This window comes from Hephaestia mangrovi (assembly GCF_019880555.1).
Lineage (GTDB): Bacteria > Pseudomonadota > Alphaproteobacteria > Sphingomonadales > Sphingomonadaceae > Sphingomonas > Sphingomonas mangrovi.
In genome coordinates, this window is sequence record NZ_JAINVU010000003.1 from 510,589 (window position 1) to 528,615 (window position 18,027).

At 67.3% G+C, this 18,027-nt stretch carries 17 protein-coding genes; 10 read left to right on the forward strand and 7 right to left on the reverse strand.

Annotation, left to right across the window (positions count from 1 at the left end):
• Nucleotides 1-116 precede the first annotated feature (116 nt).
• The gene (locus tag K7G81_RS09810) at nucleotides 117-899 is read left to right on the forward strand and encodes an SDR family NAD(P)-dependent oxidoreductase (protein WP_223030562.1); all 783 of its coding nucleotides are present in this window, start codon (nucleotides 117-119) and stop codon (nucleotides 897-899) included.
• 100 nt (nucleotides 900-999) lie between these two features.
• Here the strand turns inward: K7G81_RS09810 and K7G81_RS09815 are convergent, their stop codons facing one another.
• Entirely contained in the window at nucleotides 1,000-1,563 is a 564-nt protein-coding gene (locus tag K7G81_RS09815; RefSeq protein ID WP_223030563.1) for a CAP domain-containing protein, read from the reverse strand.
• 41 nt (nucleotides 1,564-1,604) lie between these two features.
• Here K7G81_RS09815 and hemW point away from each other — a divergent pair, with 41 nt between their 5' ends.
• The gene (gene hemW, locus K7G81_RS09820; RefSeq protein ID WP_223030564.1) at nucleotides 1,605-2,759 is read left to right on the forward strand and encodes a radical SAM family heme chaperone HemW; all 1,155 of its coding nucleotides are present in this window, start codon (nucleotides 1,605-1,607) and stop codon (nucleotides 2,757-2,759) included.
• A gap of 6 nt (nucleotides 2,760-2,765) precedes the next feature.
• Here the strand turns inward: hemW and K7G81_RS09825 are convergent, their stop codons facing one another.
• Entirely contained in the window at nucleotides 2,766-3,962 is a 1,197-nt protein-coding gene (locus tag K7G81_RS09825) for a penicillin-binding protein activator (RefSeq protein ID WP_223030565.1), read from the reverse strand.
• A gap of 13 nt (nucleotides 3,963-3,975) precedes the next feature.
• Between K7G81_RS09825 and rsmI the strand changes: the two genes are divergently transcribed.
• From rsmI to K7G81_RS09860, 7 genes are all read left to right on the forward strand, one after another.
• Nucleotides 3,976-4,809, forward strand: a complete 834-nt coding sequence (gene rsmI / locus K7G81_RS09830; protein WP_223030721.1) for a 16S rRNA (cytidine(1402)-2'-O)-methyltransferase — start codon at nucleotides 3,976-3,978, stop codon at nucleotides 4,807-4,809.
• Entirely contained in the window at nucleotides 4,806-5,159 is a 354-nt protein-coding gene (locus K7G81_RS09835) for a YraN family protein (RefSeq protein ID WP_223030566.1), read from the forward strand. The genes rsmI and K7G81_RS09835 overlap by 4 nt, the downstream gene beginning before the upstream one ends.
• Before the next feature lie 49 nt (nucleotides 5,160-5,208).
• Complete coding sequence (gshB, locus tag K7G81_RS09840) at nucleotides 5,209-6,165, forward strand: glutathione synthase (RefSeq protein ID WP_223030567.1); 957 nt, start codon at nucleotides 5,209-5,211, stop codon at nucleotides 6,163-6,165.
• 181 nt (nucleotides 6,166-6,346) lie between these two features.
• The gene (locus K7G81_RS09845) at nucleotides 6,347-7,177 is read left to right on the forward strand and encodes an SDR family NAD(P)-dependent oxidoreductase (RefSeq protein ID WP_223030568.1); all 831 of its coding nucleotides are present in this window, start codon (nucleotides 6,347-6,349) and stop codon (nucleotides 7,175-7,177) included.
• On the forward strand, nucleotides 7,174-8,634 hold the full coding sequence (locus K7G81_RS09850) for an MFS transporter (RefSeq protein ID WP_223030569.1): 1,461 nt from the start codon (nucleotides 7,174-7,176) through the stop codon (nucleotides 8,632-8,634). Before K7G81_RS09845 ends, K7G81_RS09850 begins: the two co-directional genes overlap by 4 nt.
• A 93-nt stretch (nucleotides 8,635-8,727) precedes the next feature.
• A complete protein-coding gene (locus tag K7G81_RS09855) occupies nucleotides 8,728-10,686 on the forward strand; it encodes a M1 family metallopeptidase (protein WP_223030570.1) in 1,959 nt (652 codons plus the stop codon).
• A gap of 228 nt (nucleotides 10,687-10,914) precedes the next feature.
• Nucleotides 10,915-11,472 (forward strand): CHAP domain-containing protein, encoded by a 558-nt coding sequence (locus tag K7G81_RS09860; protein ID WP_223030571.1) that lies wholly within the window; start codon nucleotides 10,915-10,917, stop codon nucleotides 11,470-11,472.
• Between the two features lie 20 nt (nucleotides 11,473-11,492).
• Here the strand turns inward: K7G81_RS09860 and msrB are convergent, their stop codons facing one another.
• Nucleotides 11,493-11,990 carry a peptide-methionine (R)-S-oxide reductase MsrB gene (gene msrB / locus K7G81_RS09865; protein WP_223030722.1) on the reverse strand — a complete coding sequence of 166 codons (498 nt, stop codon included), beginning with the start codon at nucleotides 11,988-11,990 and terminating at the stop codon, nucleotides 11,493-11,495.
• A 189-nt stretch (nucleotides 11,991-12,179) separates the two neighbouring features.
• Here msrB and K7G81_RS09870 point away from each other — a divergent pair, with 189 nt between their 5' ends.
• Nucleotides 12,180-12,890, forward strand: coding sequence for a FadR/GntR family transcriptional regulator (locus tag K7G81_RS09870; RefSeq protein WP_223030572.1), 711 nt, complete (start codon nucleotides 12,180-12,182; stop codon nucleotides 12,888-12,890).
• Nucleotides 12,891-12,911: 21 nt separating this feature from the next.
• Here the strand turns inward: K7G81_RS09870 and K7G81_RS09875 are convergent, their stop codons facing one another.
• The 4 genes from K7G81_RS09875 to pheS are packed head-to-tail and all read right to left on the reverse strand — an operon-like array spanning nucleotide 12,912 to nucleotide 18,017.
• Nucleotides 12,912-13,787, reverse strand: coding sequence for an aldose 1-epimerase family protein (locus K7G81_RS09875; protein WP_223030573.1), 876 nt, complete (start codon nucleotides 13,785-13,787; stop codon nucleotides 12,912-12,914).
• Nucleotides 13,784-14,530 (reverse strand): SDR family NAD(P)-dependent oxidoreductase, encoded by a 747-nt coding sequence (locus K7G81_RS09880; protein ID WP_223030574.1) that lies wholly within the window; start codon nucleotides 14,528-14,530, stop codon nucleotides 13,784-13,786. Before K7G81_RS09880 ends, K7G81_RS09875 begins: the two co-directional genes overlap by 4 nt.
• A 56-nt stretch (nucleotides 14,531-14,586) precedes the next feature.
• The gene (pheT, locus tag K7G81_RS09885; RefSeq protein WP_223030575.1) at nucleotides 14,587-16,959 is read right to left on the reverse strand and encodes a phenylalanine--tRNA ligase subunit beta; all 2,373 of its coding nucleotides are present in this window, start codon (nucleotides 16,957-16,959) and stop codon (nucleotides 14,587-14,589) included.
• On the reverse strand, nucleotides 16,956-18,017 hold the full coding sequence (gene pheS, locus K7G81_RS09890) for a phenylalanine--tRNA ligase subunit alpha (RefSeq protein ID WP_223030723.1): 1,062 nt from the start codon (nucleotides 18,015-18,017) through the stop codon (nucleotides 16,956-16,958). Before pheS ends, pheT begins: the two co-directional genes overlap by 4 nt.
• Between the last annotated feature and the right edge of the window lie 10 nt (nucleotides 18,018-18,027).

The window sequence follows — 18,027 nt, forward strand, 5'->3', positions numbered from 1 at the left end:
CCTGAACTCGTTTCAGGGTCCATGGGCCGACAGTCGCCGCGAGGAAGCGAGCAGCGTTGCACCATGGATGCTGAAACAACCTCAGCATGGCGACCTAATATACGAGGGAGAATGACATGGAACTCGGCACCAATATCGCGGCCGTCGTCACCGGCGGCGCCTCGGGCCTTGGTGCGGCGACCGCGCGGGCGCTTGCGGCGAAGGGCGCCAAGGTCGCGATCTTCGACCTGCAAGTCGAGAAAGGCCAGGCGCTTGCCGACGAGATCGGCGGCGTCTTCTGCGAAGTGAACGTCACCTCGGACGACTCGGTCGATGCCGGCTTTGCCAAGGCGCGCGCCGCGCATGGCCAGGAAGCGGTGCTGGTCTGCTGCGCGGGCACCGGCAATGCGATGAAAACGGCGAGCCGCTCGAAGGAAGATGGCTCGATCAAGCATTTCAGCCTCGATGCGTTCAACTGGCTCATCCAGATCAACCTGATCGGCACCTTCCGCTGCGTCGCCAAGTCGGCCGCCGGCATGCTGACGCTCGAGCCCGGCGTGGATGGCGAGCGCGGCGCGATCGTGATGACCGCCAGCGTCGCCGCCGAGGACGGGCAGATCGGGCAGGCCGCTTATTCGGCGTCCAAGGGCGGCGTCGTGGGCATGACCTTGCCGATCGCGCGCGACCTGATGAGCGAGGGCATCCGCGTCAACACCATCCTGCCGGGCATTTTCGATACGCCGCTGATGCAGGGCGCACCGCAACAGGTGAAGGACGCGCTCGCCGCCTCGGTACCGTTTCCCAAGCGGCTCGGCCATCCGGAGGAATATGCCCGGCTCGCGCTGGCGATGATCGAGAACAGCTATTTCAACGGCGAGGACGTCCGCCTCGATGGCGCGATCCGCATGGCGCCGCGCTGAAATCCGCCATCGTCATTGCGAGGGCCGCAGGCCCGCGGCAATCCAGCGCGCGCGCGCCTGGCTCTGGATTGCTTCGCTGCGCTCGCAATGACGCACATGGCTAAAGCGCTTTCTGCCCCACCACATTGCCCGGCGGGCTGTAGCGGCAGACGAGGTAATCGTCGCTGCGGTTGCTCGCCAGGGCGCAGCCCACCGCCTTGCTGCCGCGCCAGATGATCTGCGTGTAATGCGCGACATCCTCGTAATTGCCGGTGGTGCTGAAATCGGGCGTCACACCGTTCCTGAACCACTTCTTCTCCGCGATCCAGGCATCGACCATCTCGCGGTAGCGATAGGCGTCGCGTGTCCCGGTCCACAGATTCTCGCCCTCGCGGCCCAGCCCCTGCGGTTGCACGGCGTGCGCGAATCGCCCGGTCCGCGCCATCTGCTCGGCATAGGCCTGCGCATCGCGGGCGAGCGCGTCGTTCCACACCAGCGGCGCCACCCCCACCGCGCGCCGCGCCGCGTTGTGACGCTCCAGCATCACGCGTTGCAGCGCGGCCGGATCGCGCGGCGCCGGGCCGGCGAAGGTGCGGGGCTCGACCACACGAGTCGGCGCCGCCTGCTGCGAGGGCGACGGCGCGCACGCCGCGAGCATCATCAGCGATGCCAGAATGATCCTCATGCCTTTCCCTCGATCGTCGCCCGCGCCATATCGCCGGCGTGATGAATGCCGCCCAAACGCCGCCGCTCGCGCTTTATGTCCATTGGCCGTTCTGCGTCTCGAAATGCCCCTATTGCGACTTCAATAGCCATGTCCGCGCCGAAATCGACCAGCAGGCGTGGCGCGATGCGCTGCTCGCCGATCTTGCCCATGAAGCGCGCGAGACGCCCGGCCGCAAGCTCGGATCGATCTTCTTCGGCGGCGGCACGCCGTCGCTGATGCCGCCCGAAACGGTCGCGGCGATCATCGCGGCGGCGGCCGCCGCCTGGGGGTTCGAGCCGGGGATCGAAATCACGCTGGAGGCCAATCCCTCCTCGGTCGAGGCCGCGCGTTTCGCCGATCTCGCCGCCGCTGGCGTCAACCGCGTGTCGCTGGGCCTGCAGGCGCTCGACGATGAGGCGCTGCGTTTCCTCGGCCGCGCCCACGACGTTGCCGAGGGCCTCGCCGCGCTCGATACCGCGCAGGCCGTGTTCGATCGCGTCAGCTTCGATCTGATCTACGCCCGCCCCGGCCAATCTCTCGCCCAATGGGAAGCCGAGCTCGCCCGCGCGATCGGCTTCGGCACCGAGCATCTCTCGCTCTATCAACTGACGATCGAGCCCGGCACGCGCTTCGCTACCGAGGCCGCCGCCGGGCGCCTGGTCATCCCCGATGCCGATGCCGCCGCCGACCTGTTCGAGGCGACCCGCAGCCTCACCGCCGCCGCCGGCCTGCCCGCCTATGAAATCTCCAACCACGCCCGCCAGGGCGCGGAGAGCCGCCACAATCTCAGCTATTGGCGCTACACCGGCTATGCCGGGATCGGCCCCGGCGCTCACGGCCGCCGCAACGCGCTGGCGACCACCCGGCATCGCAAGCCGGAGAACTGGCTGTCGGCGGTGGCGCGCAACGGCCATGGCACGCAGAGCGAGGAGCCGCTCGACCCTCGCGCCCGCGCCACCGAGGCGCTGGTGATGGGCTTGCGCCTTGCCGAGGGAATCGATTTCGGCCGCCACGCCGAACGGGGGATCGCGATCGCGCCGCTGCTCGACGACGCGGCGGTGGCGCGGCTCGAACGCGCCGGGCTGGTCACGCGATCGCCGGCACGGCTCGCGCTCACCGACACGGGAATGCCACTGCTCGACGCGATCCTGCGCGAGGTGACGACCGCCGCCTGATCGCGCCTATTTGCCGAACGAGGTCGGCGCCGGCGAGATGACGACGGTGCGGCCGTCGCGGATTTCCTGCACCTCGAGCGCGCGCTGCGCGATGCCGTCGCGCCCGAAGCGGAAAGCGCCGTCGATGCCGGAGAAGCCGCCCGGATCGCGCAGGTCGGATTGCGGGAAATCGCTTCCCGGTCGCCAGTCGCGCGCCACCCTGACGGTCAGCAGCACCGCGTCATAGCCGAGGCTCGACAGGCGATAGGGCGCGGCGCCGAACCGGCTGCGATATTTCACGGCATATTGGCGATAAAGCTCATCGGGCACGCTGGCGAACCACGCGCCGTTCAGCGACGTCTTGGACGCGATCGAGCTTTCGGTATTCCACAATTCGGTGCCGAGCAGCCGCGTATCCATGCCCACCGCCTTCTTGAGCGTCGGCGCGACCATTGCTGCGGTGGCGCCGCTGTCGGCGATCAGCACCGCGCCATAAGGCGCCTTGGCCGCCATCCGCTTGACCGCGGTCGATACCGAAGCCGAGCTGCGATCATAGGTCTGCAGCGAGACGACCTGCCCGCCGGCATCCTCCACCGAGCGCAGGAACGCGGTCGACGCGCGCTGGCCGTAGAGCCCGTTGGGCATCAGCCCGGCAAAGGTCGTCACCCCGCGGCTCTGGGCATAGCTCACCACGCGGTCGATCGCCTGCGACGGCACATAGCCGAGCAGATAAACCCCGTCGCCGGCCACGCTGGCGTCGTTCGAGAAGGTGATGATCGGCACGTGCGCGCGGCTCGCGATCGGCTCGATCGCGCGCACGTCTTCGGCGAGCAGCGGGCCGAGGATCAGCTTGTTGCCGTCGGCCAGCGCGCGATTGGCCGCCGCCGCCGCGCCGCCATTGGTATCATAGGTGGTGATCCGCACCTTGGCGCTGCCGGTATCGAGCAGCGCCATCTGCGTCGCATTGGCGAGCGACTTGCCGACGCCGGCATTCTGCCCCGTCAGCGGCACCAGCAGCGCGACGCGATCGCGGTCGTTATCGGTCGGGATCCCGCCCTGAATCGGGCCGGTTTCCGACGGCCGGGTCTGCGCCGGGCCGGTGACCGGCGGCGGCGGCCCCTTGGGCACGATCGTCGAGCAGGCCGCGACGAACAATGTCGCGGCGATCGTGGCCAGCCTTTGCCACGAAACCATCCGTTGCCGTGTCCCCATCGCCTCTGCCATGACTGATCCCCTCATGAACGCACCACTCGCGCCCGGCCTCTATATCGTCGCCACCCCGATCGGCAATCTCGGCGACCTCTCGCCGCGTGCCGCCGATGTCCTTGCCCGCGCCGACGCGATCGCCGTCGAGGACAGCCGGGTGACCGCCAAGCTGCTCCACCATATCGGCGTCCGCCGTCCGATGACACCCTATCATGATCATAATGCCGAAAGCGTTCGCCCCGGCCTCGTCGCGCGGATGGCGAGCGAGGCGATCGCGCTGGTGTCCGACGCCGGCACCCCGCTGATTTCCGATCCCGGCTACAAGCTGGTGCGCGATGCTCGCGCCGCGGGCCACGCGGTGGTGACGATCCCCGGCCCCTGCGCGGCGATCGCTGCCTTGACCCTCGCCGGTTTGCCGACCGATCGCTTCCTGTTCCTGGGCTTCCTGCCGCCCAAGGAGAAAGCCAGAGCCGATGCGATCGCCGAGGTGGCGGGCGTGCGCGCGACCTTGGTGCTCTACGAATCCGGCCCCCGCCTGGCTGCGACGCTGACGACTCTCGCCGCGGTTCTGGGTGACCGCGAGGCGGCGGTGACGCGCGAGCTCACCAAGAAGTTCGAGGAGGCCGTCACCGGCACGCTCGCGAGCCTCGCCGCCCGCTACACCGATGCGCCGCCGAAGGGCGAGATCGTCGTCGTCGTCGCGCCACCGGGCGAGGCGCCGCCGGCCAGCGCGGCCGACGCCGATGCCGCGCTGGCCGAGGCGCTCACGCGTCTGCCCGCGTCCAAGGCCGCCGGAGAAGTGGCAAAGCGCTTCGGCCTCGACCGCAAGGCGCTCTACGCGCGGGCGCTGGAGATGAAGGCGTGAGAAATCGCCGCGCTGCCGAAGCCTCGGGCCGGCGCGGCGAGCGAATCGCGGCGTGGTGGTTGCGGCTCAAGGGCTGGCGCGTGCTCGATACCCGCGTGCGCACGCCGGCGGGCGAAGTCGATCTCGTGGCACGACGCGGCAGCCTCGTCGCTTTCGTCGAGGTGAAGACGCGCAAATCCGCCGCCGAACTCGATTTCGCGATCGACGAGCGCCGCCTGTCGCGCGTCGCCGCGGCGGCGGAAGTCCTGATGCCACGCTATGCCAAACCCGGCGACGACATCCGCGTCGACGTGATCCTGCTCGCCCCCGGCACGGCGCCACGCCATATCGAGAATGCCTGGATAGGGTGACGGCGCTCGCCCGCGCTCCTACATGGCGGCAACAATACAGGAGACCCGCATGCCGCTTCGCGTCGCCGTCCAGATGGACCCGCTCGATCAGATCAACGTCGCCGGCGATTCGAGTTTCGCGCTGATGCTCGCCGCGCAGGCGCGCGGACACGCCCTGTTCCACTATGCGGCCGAGGACCTCAATTACGCCAGCGGCCATGTCTGGGCGCGGGCGCATCCGGTAACGGTGCAGCGCGTCGCGGGCGATCATTTTACCTTCGCCGATCCCGTCCGCCTCGATCTCGGCGAGGATGCCGACGTCGTGCTGATGCGGCAGGACCCGCCGTTCGATCTCGGCTATATCACCGCTACCCACCTGCTCGAGCGGATCAGCGACAAGACGCTGATCGTCAATGATCCCGCCAGCGTGCGCAATGCGCCCGAAAAGGTGTTCGTGCTCGATTATCCGCAGTTCATGCCGCCAACGCTGGTCACGCGCAGTCTCGACGAAGCCAAGGCGTTTCTCGCCGAGCACCACGAGATCGTCGTCAAGCCGCTCCACGGCAACGGCGGCAAGGCGATCTTCAAGATCGGTCGCGACGGCGCCAACCTCTCCTCGCTGATCGAGGTGTTCAACACCGCCTATCGCGAGCCGCACATGGTGCAGGCCTTCCTCCCCGAGATCACGCAGGGCGACAAGCGCATCGTGCTCGTCGACGGCGCAGTGGCGGGCGCGATCAACCGCTTCCCCGGCGAGGGCGAAATCCGCTCCAATCTCGCGGTCGGCGGCTCGGCGGCGAAAACCGAGCTCACCCCGCGCGAACAGGAAATCTGCGACGTCCTCGGCCCCGAACTGAGGAAGCGCGGGCTGATCTTCGTCGGCATCGACGTGATCGGCGGCAAGTGGCTGACCGAAATCAACGTCACGTCTCCCACGGGGATCGTCGCCATCGACAAATTCAACGGCACCGATACCGCCGGCATGATCTGGGATGCGATCGAGCGCCGCGTGGCGGAGCGGGCATAACCCTCTTTCGTCACCCCGGACTTGTTCCGGGGTGCAACCCTCCACCTGCGCTAGCACTTGCGGCACCTTGGATGCCGGAACAAGTCCGGCATGACTGAAATACCCTATATTCCAAACACACCGATTGACGAGCTCCATCCCCATACTATGCTGTCAAAAAAAGACGGCATAGGAGAGTCGGATGCGCTTTTCGGGCAAGCGGGCGATCGTCACCGGCGGCGCTTCGGGAATCGGGCGCGCGGCGGCGCTGAGGTTCGCCGAGGAAGGCGCCGAGGTGATCGTCGGCGACATCGACGAGGCCGAAGGCGGCGCGCTCGCCGAGACCTCGAACGGCCGCATCACTTTCCGGCGCACCGACGTCACCCAAGCCGATCAGATCGAGGCACTGGTGACCGCCGCCGATCAGGCCGGCGGCCTCGACATCATGTTCAACAATGCCGGCGCCGGTGGCGCGCGCGAGCCGATCGACCAGATTTCACCAGAAGATTGGGATCGCACCCAGGCGCTGCTGCTGCGCTCGGTCGCGCTCGGCATCCGCTATGCCGCCCCATTGATGGCCAAGCGCGGCGGGGGCGCCATCGTCAACACCTCGAGCGTCTCGGCGCTCGGCTCGGGCTATGCGCCGACCGCGTATTCGACCGCCAAGGCCGGCGTGCTGCATCTGACCAGGATTGCCGCCGCCGACCTCGCGCAGCACAAGATCCGCGTCAACGCGGTGGTGCCCGGCTTTATCGCCACCAACATCTTCACCGCGACGCTGGGCCTGCAAGGCGCGGCGCGCGATCAGGCCAACCAGGCGATCGCCGGCATGGCCGCGCACGCCCAGCCGATCCAGCGCACCGGCCGATCGGAGGACATTGCCGCAGCGGTCGCCTTCCTGGCCAGCGACGACGCCTCGTTCATCACCGGCACGCACATCCTGGTCGACGGCGGGCTGACCATCGGCACTCGCCAGAGCTGGGATCCGAGCCAGCCGTCGATGTTCGCCGCGCTCGACCAATTCGCCGCGTGAGTTCCCGCCGCCCGCTGGCGCCGCCGGCGCGCCGCGTCTCGACGCCGACGACGATCGCTTATGCCACCGGCGCGGTCGCCTATGGCATCAAGGATTCGGGCTTCGGCACCTTTCTGCTGCTGTTCTATAATCAGGTCGTCGGGGTCGCGCCGGGCACCGTGGGCCTCATCATCATGGCCGCGCTGGTGCTCGATGCGTTCATCGATCCGGCGGTCGGCGCGCTTTCCGATCGCACGCGCGGCCGATGGGGGCGGCGACATCCCTGGATGTACGCCTCCGCCGTGCCGATCGCGGTCGGCTGGCTGCTGCTGTGGCACCCGCCGCAGATGTCGCCCGCGCTTACCGGCCTGTGGCTGTTCGTCACCGCCGTTCTCGTGAGGAGCGCGGTCTCCTGCTACGAAGTGCCGTCGCAGGCGCTGACCCCGGAGCTCACCGCCGATTATGACGAGCGCACGCGGATCACCGCCTGGCGCTACCTGCTCGGCTGGGCCGGCGGGCTGGTCATGATGCTGCTTGCCTATCGCGTCTTCCTGTCGCCACGCGCCGGCTATCCCAACGGCCTGTTGCGCGGCGCCGGCTATGGCGAGATGGCGATCTGCGCGGCGGTGCTGATGGTCGTCGCGATCCTCGTCTCGGCGCTCGGCACGCATCGCGAGATCAAGCGGCTGCCGCGCCCCGTCGTCGCGCCGCAAACCGTGCGCGGCCATTTCCGCGAGCTTGCCGAAACGATGAAGAACCGTGCCTTCGTCGTACTGATGTTGGCCGGCCTCGCCGCCTACACCAATCAGGGCATCGGCTATGCGATGGCCAATTACATGTATTCCTATGTCTGGCAGCTCGGGCCATCGCTGACGGTGATCCCGTTCGTGCTGATGGCGGGTGTGCTGCTCGCCTTCGCCGCGGCACCGATCATCGGCCGTCGCACCAGCAAGCCGCGTGCCGCCGTCACGGTGACGCTGGTCGGCTCGCTGCTTCAGATGACGCCCTATATCCTGCGGCTGCTCGGCCTGTTTCCGGAGCCGGGCGCGCCGGTGTTCCTGCCGCTCTATTTCACGCTGATCGCGGTGGCCAACTCGCTCACCGTGTCGGGCTTCATCATCGGCGCCTCGATGATGGCCGATGTCGTCGAGCAATCCGAGGTCGAGACCGGGCGCCGTTCCGAAGGCGTGTTCTTCGCCGGATCGTTCTTCGTCCAGAAATGCACGTCGGGCATCGGCATCTTCATCGCCGGCGCGATCCTGAGCCTCGCGCATTTCCCGGCCAAGGCGAGCCCGGGCGGGGTGCCGGTGCCGACGATCGACCGGCTGACGCTGATCTACATCGTCATCTATCTCACCCTCGGCCTGTTCGCGGCATTGGCCTTTTCGCGCTTCCCGTTCGGTCGGGCCGAGCACGAGGCGCGGCTGGCGCGGATGGCCGCCGCTGCGGAGGACGAGGGGACGCCACATTCGCCGTGAAATTCGTCCCAACTCGGCCATGACTTTTGATCCGTGCCGGGCTAGGAACGGTCGCGCCCCGATGCTCTTTTGACGACAGGTTGCCGCCACCCCATGCGTTTCCGTTTCCTCGCCGCTTTCGCTTTTGCCGCCGCCATGACGCTCACCGGCTGCAAGCCCGCCGAAAAAGCCCCGGGAAATGCCGCGACTCCCGTAGCCGACACGCAGCCGATTCCACCGATCCTGCTCACTCCCGAAGCGCAGGACGTGCATAGCTATGCCAACCCGCGCGAGGCGCGCGTGACGCATGTCTCGCTCGATCTGCAGGCCAATTTCGTCGATCATGTGCTCGCCGGCACCGCGACGCTCGACGTCGCGGCCGAGCCCAATGCCCAAAAGATCGTGCTCGATACCGATCACCTGACGATCAGCAAGGTGACCGATGGCGCCGGCCATGCGCTTCACTATCAGCTTGGCCAGAGCGACCCGATCCATGGCGCGCCGCTCACCGTCCAGCTCGGCCAGGCGCGCACCATCGCCATCGATTATCAGACCGCGCCCGATGCCAAGGCGCTGCAATGGCTCGCGCCCGAACAGACGCTGGGCAAGAAATATCCCTTCCTGTTCAGCCAGGGCGAGCCGATCCTCAATCGCAGCTGGATTCCCACCCAGGACAGCCCCGGCATCCGCCAGACCTGGGATGCCAAGATCACCGTGCCCGAAGGCATGAACGTGGTGATGAGCGCGGCGCGCGATTCTGCGCTGGGGGCGCTTGCCGCCGGTGATCGGCGCACCTTCAGCTTCAAGATGGACAAGCCGGTGCCCCCATATCTGATCGCGCTGGCGATCGGCGATCTGCGCTACAAGGCGATCAGCGACAATACCGGCGTCTGGGCGGAGCCGGCGATGGTCGACAAGGCGGCCGACGAGTTTGCCGACCTGCCGCGCTTCCTCGATGCCGCCGAGAACCTCTACGGGCCGTATCGCTGGGGCCGCTACGATCTGCTGATCCTACCGCCCAGCTTCCCTTATGGCGGCATGGAAAATCCGATGCTGACCTTCGTCACGCCGACCGCGATCGCCGGCGACCGCAGCCTCGTCTCCCTCGCCGCGCACGAGCTCGCGCACAGCTGGTCGGGCAATCTCGTCACCAACGCGACGTGGAACGATTTCTGGCTCAACGAGGGCTTCACCACTTATGCCGAGGGCCGCATCATGGAGCAGGTCTACGGCGCCGATCGCGAGGCGATGGAGCAGGACCTGATGTGGTCCGACCTGCAGGACACGATCAAGCAATTGGGCGGGCCGAAGTCGCCGATGACCAAGCTGCACGTCGATATTCCGGCGTCGCAGAACCCCGACGACGGCATGACCCAGATCGCTTATGACAAGGGCGCCGAATTCCTGATGACGATCGAAAAAGCGGTCGGCCGCGACAAGTTCGACGCCTGGCTGAAGGGCTATTTCGATCGCCACGCCTTCAGCCCGCAGACCAGCGCCGGGCTGATCGAGGACATGCGCGCCACCCTGTTCAAGGACGATCCGCGCATGGCGAAGCGGATCGGGCTCGAACAATGGATCTATCAGCCCGGCGTGCCGGCCAATGCCATCCACGTGAAGTCGGAAGCGTTCGAGGAAATCGACGCCGCGGCAAAGGCGTTCGCCAAAAAGGGTGATGTTACCGCGGTGCCCACCGACATGGTGACGCAGGAGACGATCCGTTTCCTCAACGATCTGCCGCGCAACATCGGCACCGACAAGCTCGCCGCGCTCGACAACCAGTTCCACTGGAACCAGACCGGCAACAGCGAGATTCGCTTCGCCTGGCTCGATCTCGCGCTGGCCAACAAATATCCGCCGGCGAGCAAGTCGGCGGAGCAGTTCCTGACCAGTCAGGGCCGGCTCAAGTTCGTCGAGCCGCTCTATACGCTGCTGATGCAGCAGGCGGACTGGGGACCGGCGCTCGCCAAGCAGATCTATGCCGAAGCGCGCCCGACCTATCATCCGGTGACGCAGGCCGGCGTCGACAAGATCGTCGGCTGGACGGGGACGCCGACGGCCGCGACGAACTGATCGGGATCGATTCGTCGGGCCATAGGGCCTGAAAACCGCGCAAATTTAAGGTTTCGGTAACGTCCGGACGATGTTCCGCTCGTGCGTCCGCACGACGTTCCGCCACTCGTCCCCGCCGCAACACAGTTCGTCGGAAAAGGTTCCGTCGATCAGGCTATAGGGGTTTTCACCCGGCGGGCGACCTGCTTCAACACCGTCACGGCATAAGTTTGACCTTTGGGGGGTCGCATGAATATCCGAGCATTTGCAGCGCGTTTCGCGCTGGTGGCCGCGTGCGGCCTGATGACGGCAGCACCCGTCTCGGCCCATTTCTGGCAGTGCGTCACCTTCGCCCGCTCGGTTTCCGGCATCGACATTCACGGCAACGCCAACACCTGGTGGGCGCAGGCCGCCGGCAAGTATCGGCGCGGCGACACGCCGAAGGAAGGCGCGGTGCTCGCCTTCGCCGCGACCGGCCGCATGCCGATGGGCCATGTCGCGATGGTGTCGAAGGTGGTCAGCGACCGCGAGGTGCTGCTCACCCACGCCAATTGGTCGCACCCCGGCAAGGTCGAAACCGATGTCCGCGCGGTCGACGTCTCGCCCGATAACGACTGGAGCCAAGTGAAGGTGTGGTATGCGCCGGTCGGCGGCCTCGGGACCACGGTCTATCAGATCAAGGGCTTCATCTATCCTGCCGCCGACGGCAGCGACGCGAAAGCCGCGACGCAGCAGGCGGTGATGACCGCTGACCAGAAGACAGGCCTCGCCAACGTCATCGCACTCGCCGCGATCCGCAAGTTCTGATTGCCGCCGCCCGGCGGCCGTCAAGCCTTGCCGGGGTGAAACACCATCGCCACGCCGTTCATACAGTAGCGCTTGCCGGTCGGCGGCGGCCCATCGTCGAACACATGGCCGAGATGCCCGCCGCAACGCGCGCAATGCACCTCGGTTCGCGCCAGCAGCAGCGAGCGATCGGTTTTCGTCAGGATCGCATGCGGCAGCGGTGCCCAGAAGCTCGGCCAGCCGGTATGGCTGTCGAACTTGGTGTTCGACGAATAGAGATGGTTGTCGCATCCCTTGCAGGCGAAGATGCCGGCGCGATGCTCGTCGTTGAGCGGGCTTGAATAAGGCCGCTCGGTCGCTGCCTTGCGCAGCACGGCGAACGCCTGCGGTCCCAGCTTGCGCCGCCATTGTTCCTCGCTCATCCGCACCGGGTAACGACCGGCGGCGCGCGCCTCGTCGCTGCCGCCACAGGCGCCGAGCATCGCGAGACCGATTACGCCGACACTTGCAGCGGACAGAAACTGGCGGCGGTCGGGCATCATTGCAGTCTCCCGTTCGAGGGTATGTCGAAGATATAGGAAGGCTCGCCGCGCCTGCCAGACATCGGGCGAAGCCGCGCCGTCGTCGCGGCAAGGCGCCAGCTCTCGCCGCTAACGGCGCCTGCATTGTCTCGGCGGTCGTCTTTTTATATCATTGGTCCGATTACACTAACGCTCGAAAGGGATTTCATGGCCGCCGACCCCCAAGACGTTCGCACCGCGCTCGGCCGCAATCTCACTTATGGCATGCTCGACGCGATCGGAAAGGCGATCGTCACCGGCGCCTATGAGGACACGCCCTTCCCCACCGAGGCCGAGCTTTCCAAGCAGCACGCGGTCAGCCGCTCGGTGACGCGCGAGGCGGTCAAGATGCTCACTGCCAAGGGTCTGCTGTCGGCGCGGCCGCGTCAGGGCACGATCGTGCAGCCGGTGAGCAGCTGGAACCTGTTCGATGCCGACGTGCTGCGCTGGCTGCTCGACCGTAAATTCTCGGTCGATCTGCTGCGCCAGTTCAGCGAGTTGCGCATCGCGATCGAGCCGGCCGCTGCCGCGCTGGCCGCGCGCGCCGCCAATGCCGACGGACTCGCCGCGATCCGCGCCGGCTTCGCCCGCATGGAGGCTGCCGAGCGCGGCGAGGATGATCCACTCGACGCCGATATCGCCTTCCACGTCGCCATCCTGCACGCCTCGGCCAACCCGTTCTTTGCCCAGTTCCGCGACGTCGTGACCACCGCGCTGCGCACCTCGATCCGCTTCACCAACCGGATCAAGGGACGCACCGCCGATCTGGCGCAACACGGCGCCGTGCTCAAGGCGATCGAGGATCGCACGCCGGATACCGCGCAGACGGCGATGCGCGCGATCATTTCCGATGTCGTCGAGCTGATCGATCACGCCTGACGGCGCCCGAGCGCTGGGCGTTCAGGCTTCCAGCGTCACGCTCATCGCGATCGTCTTCGTGTCACCCGGCGGCACTGCGAAGATGCCCGGCTTGTCACGGAAATCCCCGTAATAGCCGGCCGGGTCTGCAATCCCGTGCCACGGCTCGATGCACACGAACCGCGCGCCGGGCTTGGTCCAGATGCCGAGCCGCGGGGTATCGGGAAAGCGTACAACGAGATGCGGCCCCTCGCCCGCACCGTAGCGGACATGATCGGATTCGACCGGATCCCAGATCAGCGCATCATCGGTGAACAGATCGTCGGCAAGCGCGAGCGTCCGCCCGGCGAGCGGCGACGGCCGGAGCGAGGGCATGACCAGCCCGTCCGCGGTAAGCTCGCGCAACGCGCCGGGCTCCTCGGAGCCAAAAACGATACGATGGTCGCCGCGGGCCCGGCCGTACGGCAGCGGCCACGCGAACGCCGGGTGAAAACCGAAGCTGGCCGGCAGATCGCGGTCGCCGGGATTAGTCAGCGACGCCGTGATCTCGAGCGTGCTGCCGTCGACCGCGAACGCGATGTCGAGAGCGAACACCGGCGGGTAAACCGCGCGGGTCGCCGCGCTATCTGTCAGCCGGAATTGCGCATAACTGGCGGTCCGCTCGACGCAATCGAACAAGGATCGCCGCGCGAAGCCGTGCCGAGGCATCGAATAGACGCTGCCGTCCAGCCGATAGTGATCGCCCTCGAGCGCGCCGACGATCGGAAAAAGGATCGGCGCATGCCCGGTCCAGAACGCCGGATCGGCGTCGGTCATCAACTCGCGGCTGGCGGCATCGCGCAGGCGGGTGAGCTCGGCGCCGAACGGGTTGATCGCCGCGCTGAGCGCGCCCGAGCCAATCTCGACCAGCTCGCTCATTGCGCGCGCGCGACCTGGAAGCCGGCGAACGATTGCGTCACCGGCATCAGCTCCAGCGTGTTGATGTTGAGATGCGGCGGCAGCTCGGCCACCCATAGAAGCGTGTCGGCAATATCCGCGCCGGTCATCGGATCGGCACCGGCGTAAAGCGTGTCGGACGCGGCCTGGTTGCCGCCGGTGCGTACGACGGTGAACTCGGTTTCGACCATGCCCGGCTCGATCGACGTGACGCGCACGCCGGTGCCGTGCAGATCGGCACGCAGGTTGAGGCTGAACTGGCGGACGAATGCCTTGGTGCCGCCATAGACGTTGCCGCCGGTGTACGGATAGGTCGCCGCGACCGACGACAGGTTGATGATCGCGCCCTTGCGCTCGATCAATTGCGGCAACAGCTTGTGGGTCAGCGACACCAGCGCGGTGACGTTGGTATCGATCATCGTCTTCCACTGATCGAGATCGCTCGCCTGCGCCGGCGAGGTGCCGAGCGCGAGCCCGGCGTTGTTGATCAACAGGTCGATGTCGCGGAAATCTTCCGGCAGCGCGTCGAGCGCAGCGTCGCGGGCGGCCTCGTCACGCACGTCGAACGCGGCGCCGTGGAAGGCGTCGCCCAACTCACCGCCAAGCGCCCTCAGTCGCTCGGCACGCCGCCCGGTGCCGATCACCCGCCAACCCGCCGCAACGAATGCCCGCGCCGCGGCCTCGCCAATGCCGGCCGTCGCGCCGGTGATAAGGGCTGTGCGCATGATTGGTCCTTTCGTCAGATAGTGGAGCCGGCACGAGGCCGGGCGACATCATCGCCTCAACCCCGCAACACGGCCCCCAGTTTCGCTGCCGCGGCGACGATCTTGTCGGCAACCGCCTTCAACTCGGCTTCGGTGAAGCTCTTGTCGCCGGGTTGCAGCACAATTTCGACCGCCATCGAGCGCACGCCGTCGCGTTCGAACACGTCGAACACCCGCGCGGCGACGATCGCTTGCTTGTCGGCGCCCTTCATCGCGCGGACCAGGGCATCGGCGGCGAGGTCGGCCGGCACGGTGAAGGCGAAGTCGCGGCGAACCGCCTGCAGCGCCGGCGGCGTATAGGCCGGCCGCATGAAGCCGCTCGCCCGCTTGGCTGGGATCGCATCGAGATAGAGCTCGATCGCCGCCAGCGGACCATCGAGGTCGAACGCCTTCAACACCAGCGGATGCACCACGCCGAATGTGGCGAGCACCGTCTTCGGGCCGAGCCGCAAGGTGCCCGACTGACCGGGATGCCAGGCATCGCCCGCCTCGCCGAACACCTGCAGATTGTCGACCGGCGCGCCGGCAGCAGCGAGCAGCGCCAGCGCCTCCGCCTTGGCGTCGAACGCGTCGAAGCCTTGCGCCTTCCCCGTCGACCAGTGGCGCGGCCGGCGATCGCCCGCCAGCACCACGCCGAGCGTCGGGCGTTCGCCGGTATCGAGATAGCGCCGGCCGATCTCGAACAGCCGCACGCTGTCCGCGCCGCGCTTTACGTTGCGCGCCGCCGCTGACAGCAGCCCCGGCAGCAGCGAGGGACGCATCACCTTCAGATCCTCGCTGATCGGATTGGCGAGCGTCCAGGCGCCGCCCCCGAACGGCGCGGCCTCGGCTTCGGAGACGAAGCTCCACGTCACCGCCTCGTCGAGTCCGCGCGCCGCCGCCGCGCGGCGCACGCGGCGCTCGATCTTCTGCTCCGCGGTCGCGGTCGGCGTGGCGACACCGGGCGCCCGATCGAGCGGCACCGGCAGCACCTTGTCGATGCCTTCGATGCGGACGACTTCCTCGACCAGATCGGCAACGCCATCGACATCGCGCCGCCAGGTCGGCACGGTCACCTGCCAATCATCGCTGACCTCAAAGCCGAGGCTTTCGAGAATCGCCTTCTGCCGATCGGGCGCGACGGTAAGGCCGCCCAGCGTCTCGACGCGATAGGGATCATATTTGACCGTCCGCGCCTCGACCGGCGGCTGGCCGGCGCGCGTCACCCCGCTGGCCGTGCCGCCACAATGATCGAGCACCAGCCGGCACGCGATGGCGAGTCCGTCGTCGAGGAACGCCGGATCGACGCCGCGCTCGAACCGCTGGCGCGCATCGCTGGTCAGCGCCAGCTTCTGCCCGGTCCGCGCGATATGGTCGGGATCGAAATAGGCGCATTCGATCAGCACGTCGGTGGTGCCCGCGGTCACGCCCGACTCCTCGCCGCCCATGATGCCGCCGATGTCGTGGACATGGGCATCGTCGGCGATCACCGTCATGGTGTCGTCGAGCGTGTAGGTCTTGCCGTTCAACGCCAGCACGCTCTCGCCCGCCTTCGCCCGCCGCGCGACGAGGCCGCCCGACAGCTTGGCGCGATCATAGACGTGCAGCGGCCGGCCGAGATCGATCATCACGAAATTGGTGATGTCGACCAAGGTCGAGATCGGCTTCTGCCCGATCGCGGTGAGGAAGCGGCGCATCCATTCGGGCGCCTCGCCGTTGGTCACGCCCGACACCGCCTGCGCGTAGAACGCCGGGCAGCCAGCGGGATCGTCGGTGCGCACGTCCGGCCCCGGTCCGTCACCGGCGATCGGCTCGATCGCGTCGGTGCGATACACCTCCGCCAGCGGCTTCAGCGTGCCCAGCCCCGCTGCTGCGAGGTCGCGCGCAATGCCGCGCACGCCCATGCAATCCTGCCGGTTGGGGGTGATCGAGACGTCGATCACCGGGTCGTTGAGCCCGGCATAATCCGGGTACGCCGTGCCGACCGGCGCATCCTGGGGCAGCTCGATGATGCCGTCATGCCCCTCGCCGATCTCGAGCTCGCGTGCGGAACACATCATGCCGTTCGATTCGACGCCGCGGATCGCCGCGACCTTCAGCTCGAACCCGCTCCCCGGCACGAACGCGCCCGGCGGGCCGAACACGCCAACCAGCCCTGCGTGGGCATTGGGCGCGCCGCACACGACTTGAAGTGGCCCCTTGCCGGCATCGACCGACAGCACCTGCAGCTTGTCGGCATTGGGATGTGGTTCGGCGGTCAGCACCTTGGCGACGGTGAAGGCGGCGAGCTTCTCGCCCGGGTTATCGACACCTTCCACTTCGAGGCCGACGCGCGTCAGCGCCTCGACGATCTCGTCGAGCGAGGCGTCGGTCTGCAGATGCTCCTTGAGCCAGCCGAGCGTGAACTTCATGCCCCCACTCCTCCGCTCAGCGTGGGCACGTCGAGCGCCGAGAAGCCGTAATGCTTCAGCCAGCGCAGATCGCCGTCGAAGAACGCACGCAAGTCATCCATCCCGTATTTGAGCATCGCCAGCCGATCGATCCCACAGCCGAACGCGAAGCCCTGCCACTCGTCGGGATCGAGCCCGCACGCCGCGATCACCTTGGGGTGGACCATGCCCGAGCCGAGCACCTCCATCCAGCCATCCGAACCGCCGATCACGCGCTTGCCCTTCTCGACCGTGAAGCCGACATCGACCTCGGCCGAGGGCTCGGTGAACGGAAAATAGCTCGGCCGCAGCCGCAGAACGATGTCGTCGCGCTCGAAGAACGCCTTGAGGAACGTCTCGAGCGTCCATTTGAGGTGGCCGAGCGTGATCCCCTTGTCGATCACCAGCCCCTCGACCTGATGGAACATCGGCGTGTGCGTCGCGTCCGAATCCGAGCGATAGGTGCGCCCCGGCGCGATGATGCGGATCGGCGGCTTGTGCTGCATCATCGTGCGAATCTGCACCGGTGATGTGTGCGTCCGGAGCAGCATTTTCCGCTCCCCGTCCTCGGCTTCCGGAAAATAAAACGTATCGTGCATCGCCCGCGCCGGATGGCTCTCGGGAATGTTGAGCGCGGTGAAATTGTGCCAATCGTCCTCGATTTCCGGCCCCGTCGCCACCGCGAATCCCAGGTCGGCGAATATCTCGGCGAGTTCGTCCATCACCTGGCTGACGGGGTGGACCGTCCCAGACAGCGGCGTATCAGCCGGCAAGGTCATGTCGATCGTCTCGGCCGCGAGCTTCGCATCGAGCGCCGCTCGCTCCAGCGTCGCCTTGCGGCGCGCGATCGCCTCGGTCACCGCCTCGCGCAGCCCATGGATGCGCGGCCCTTCCGCCTGCCGCTCCTCGGGCGTCATCTTGCCGAGCGATTTGAGCAGCGCGGTCACGCTGCCCGATTTGCCCAAAGCCTCGACCCGGATCGCCTCGACCGTGTCGAGATCATCCGCCGCCGCGATCCGCCCCAGCAGGTCGCCCTGCATCTTTTCCAAA

Coding starts and splice junctions, on each gene's coding strand:
- K7G81_RS09810 (WP_223030562.1), top strand. CDS start 117: ATGGAACTCGGCACCAATATCGCGGCCGTCGTCACCGGCGGCGCCTCG.
- K7G81_RS09815 (WP_223030563.1), bottom strand. CDS start 1,563: ATGAGGATCATTCTGGCATCGCTGATGATGCTCGCGGCGTGCGCGCCG.
- hemW (WP_223030564.1), top strand. CDS start 1,605: ATGAATGCCGCCCAAACGCCGCCGCTCGCGCTTTATGTCCATTGGCCG.
- K7G81_RS09825 (WP_223030565.1), bottom strand. CDS start 3,962: ATGGCAGAGGCGATGGGGACACGGCAACGGATGGTTTCGTGGCAAAGG.
- rsmI (WP_223030721.1), top strand. CDS start 3,976: ATGAACGCACCACTCGCGCCCGGCCTCTATATCGTCGCCACCCCGATC.
- gshB (WP_223030567.1), top strand. CDS start 5,209: ATGCCGCTTCGCGTCGCCGTCCAGATGGACCCGCTCGATCAGATCAAC.
- K7G81_RS09845 (WP_223030568.1), top strand. CDS start 6,347: ATGCGCTTTTCGGGCAAGCGGGCGATCGTCACCGGCGGCGCTTCGGGA.
- K7G81_RS09855 (WP_223030570.1), top strand. CDS start 8,728: ATGCGTTTCCGTTTCCTCGCCGCTTTCGCTTTTGCCGCCGCCATGACG.
- K7G81_RS09860 (WP_223030571.1), top strand. CDS start 10,915: ATGAATATCCGAGCATTTGCAGCGCGTTTCGCGCTGGTGGCCGCGTGC.
- msrB (WP_223030722.1), bottom strand. CDS start 11,990: ATGCCCGACCGCCGCCAGTTTCTGTCCGCTGCAAGTGTCGGCGTAATC.
- K7G81_RS09870 (WP_223030572.1), top strand. CDS start 12,180: ATGGCCGCCGACCCCCAAGACGTTCGCACCGCGCTCGGCCGCAATCTC.
- K7G81_RS09875 (WP_223030573.1), bottom strand. CDS start 13,787: ATGAGCGAGCTGGTCGAGATTGGCTCGGGCGCGCTCAGCGCGGCGATC.
- K7G81_RS09880 (WP_223030574.1), bottom strand. CDS start 14,530: ATGCGCACAGCCCTTATCACCGGCGCGACGGCCGGCATTGGCGAGGCC.
- pheT (WP_223030575.1), bottom strand. CDS start 16,959: ATGAAGTTCACGCTCGGCTGGCTCAAGGAGCATCTGCAGACCGACGCC.
- pheS (WP_223030723.1), bottom strand. CDS start 18,017: ATGCAGGGCGACCTGCTGGGGCGGATCGCGGCGGCGGATGATCTCGAC.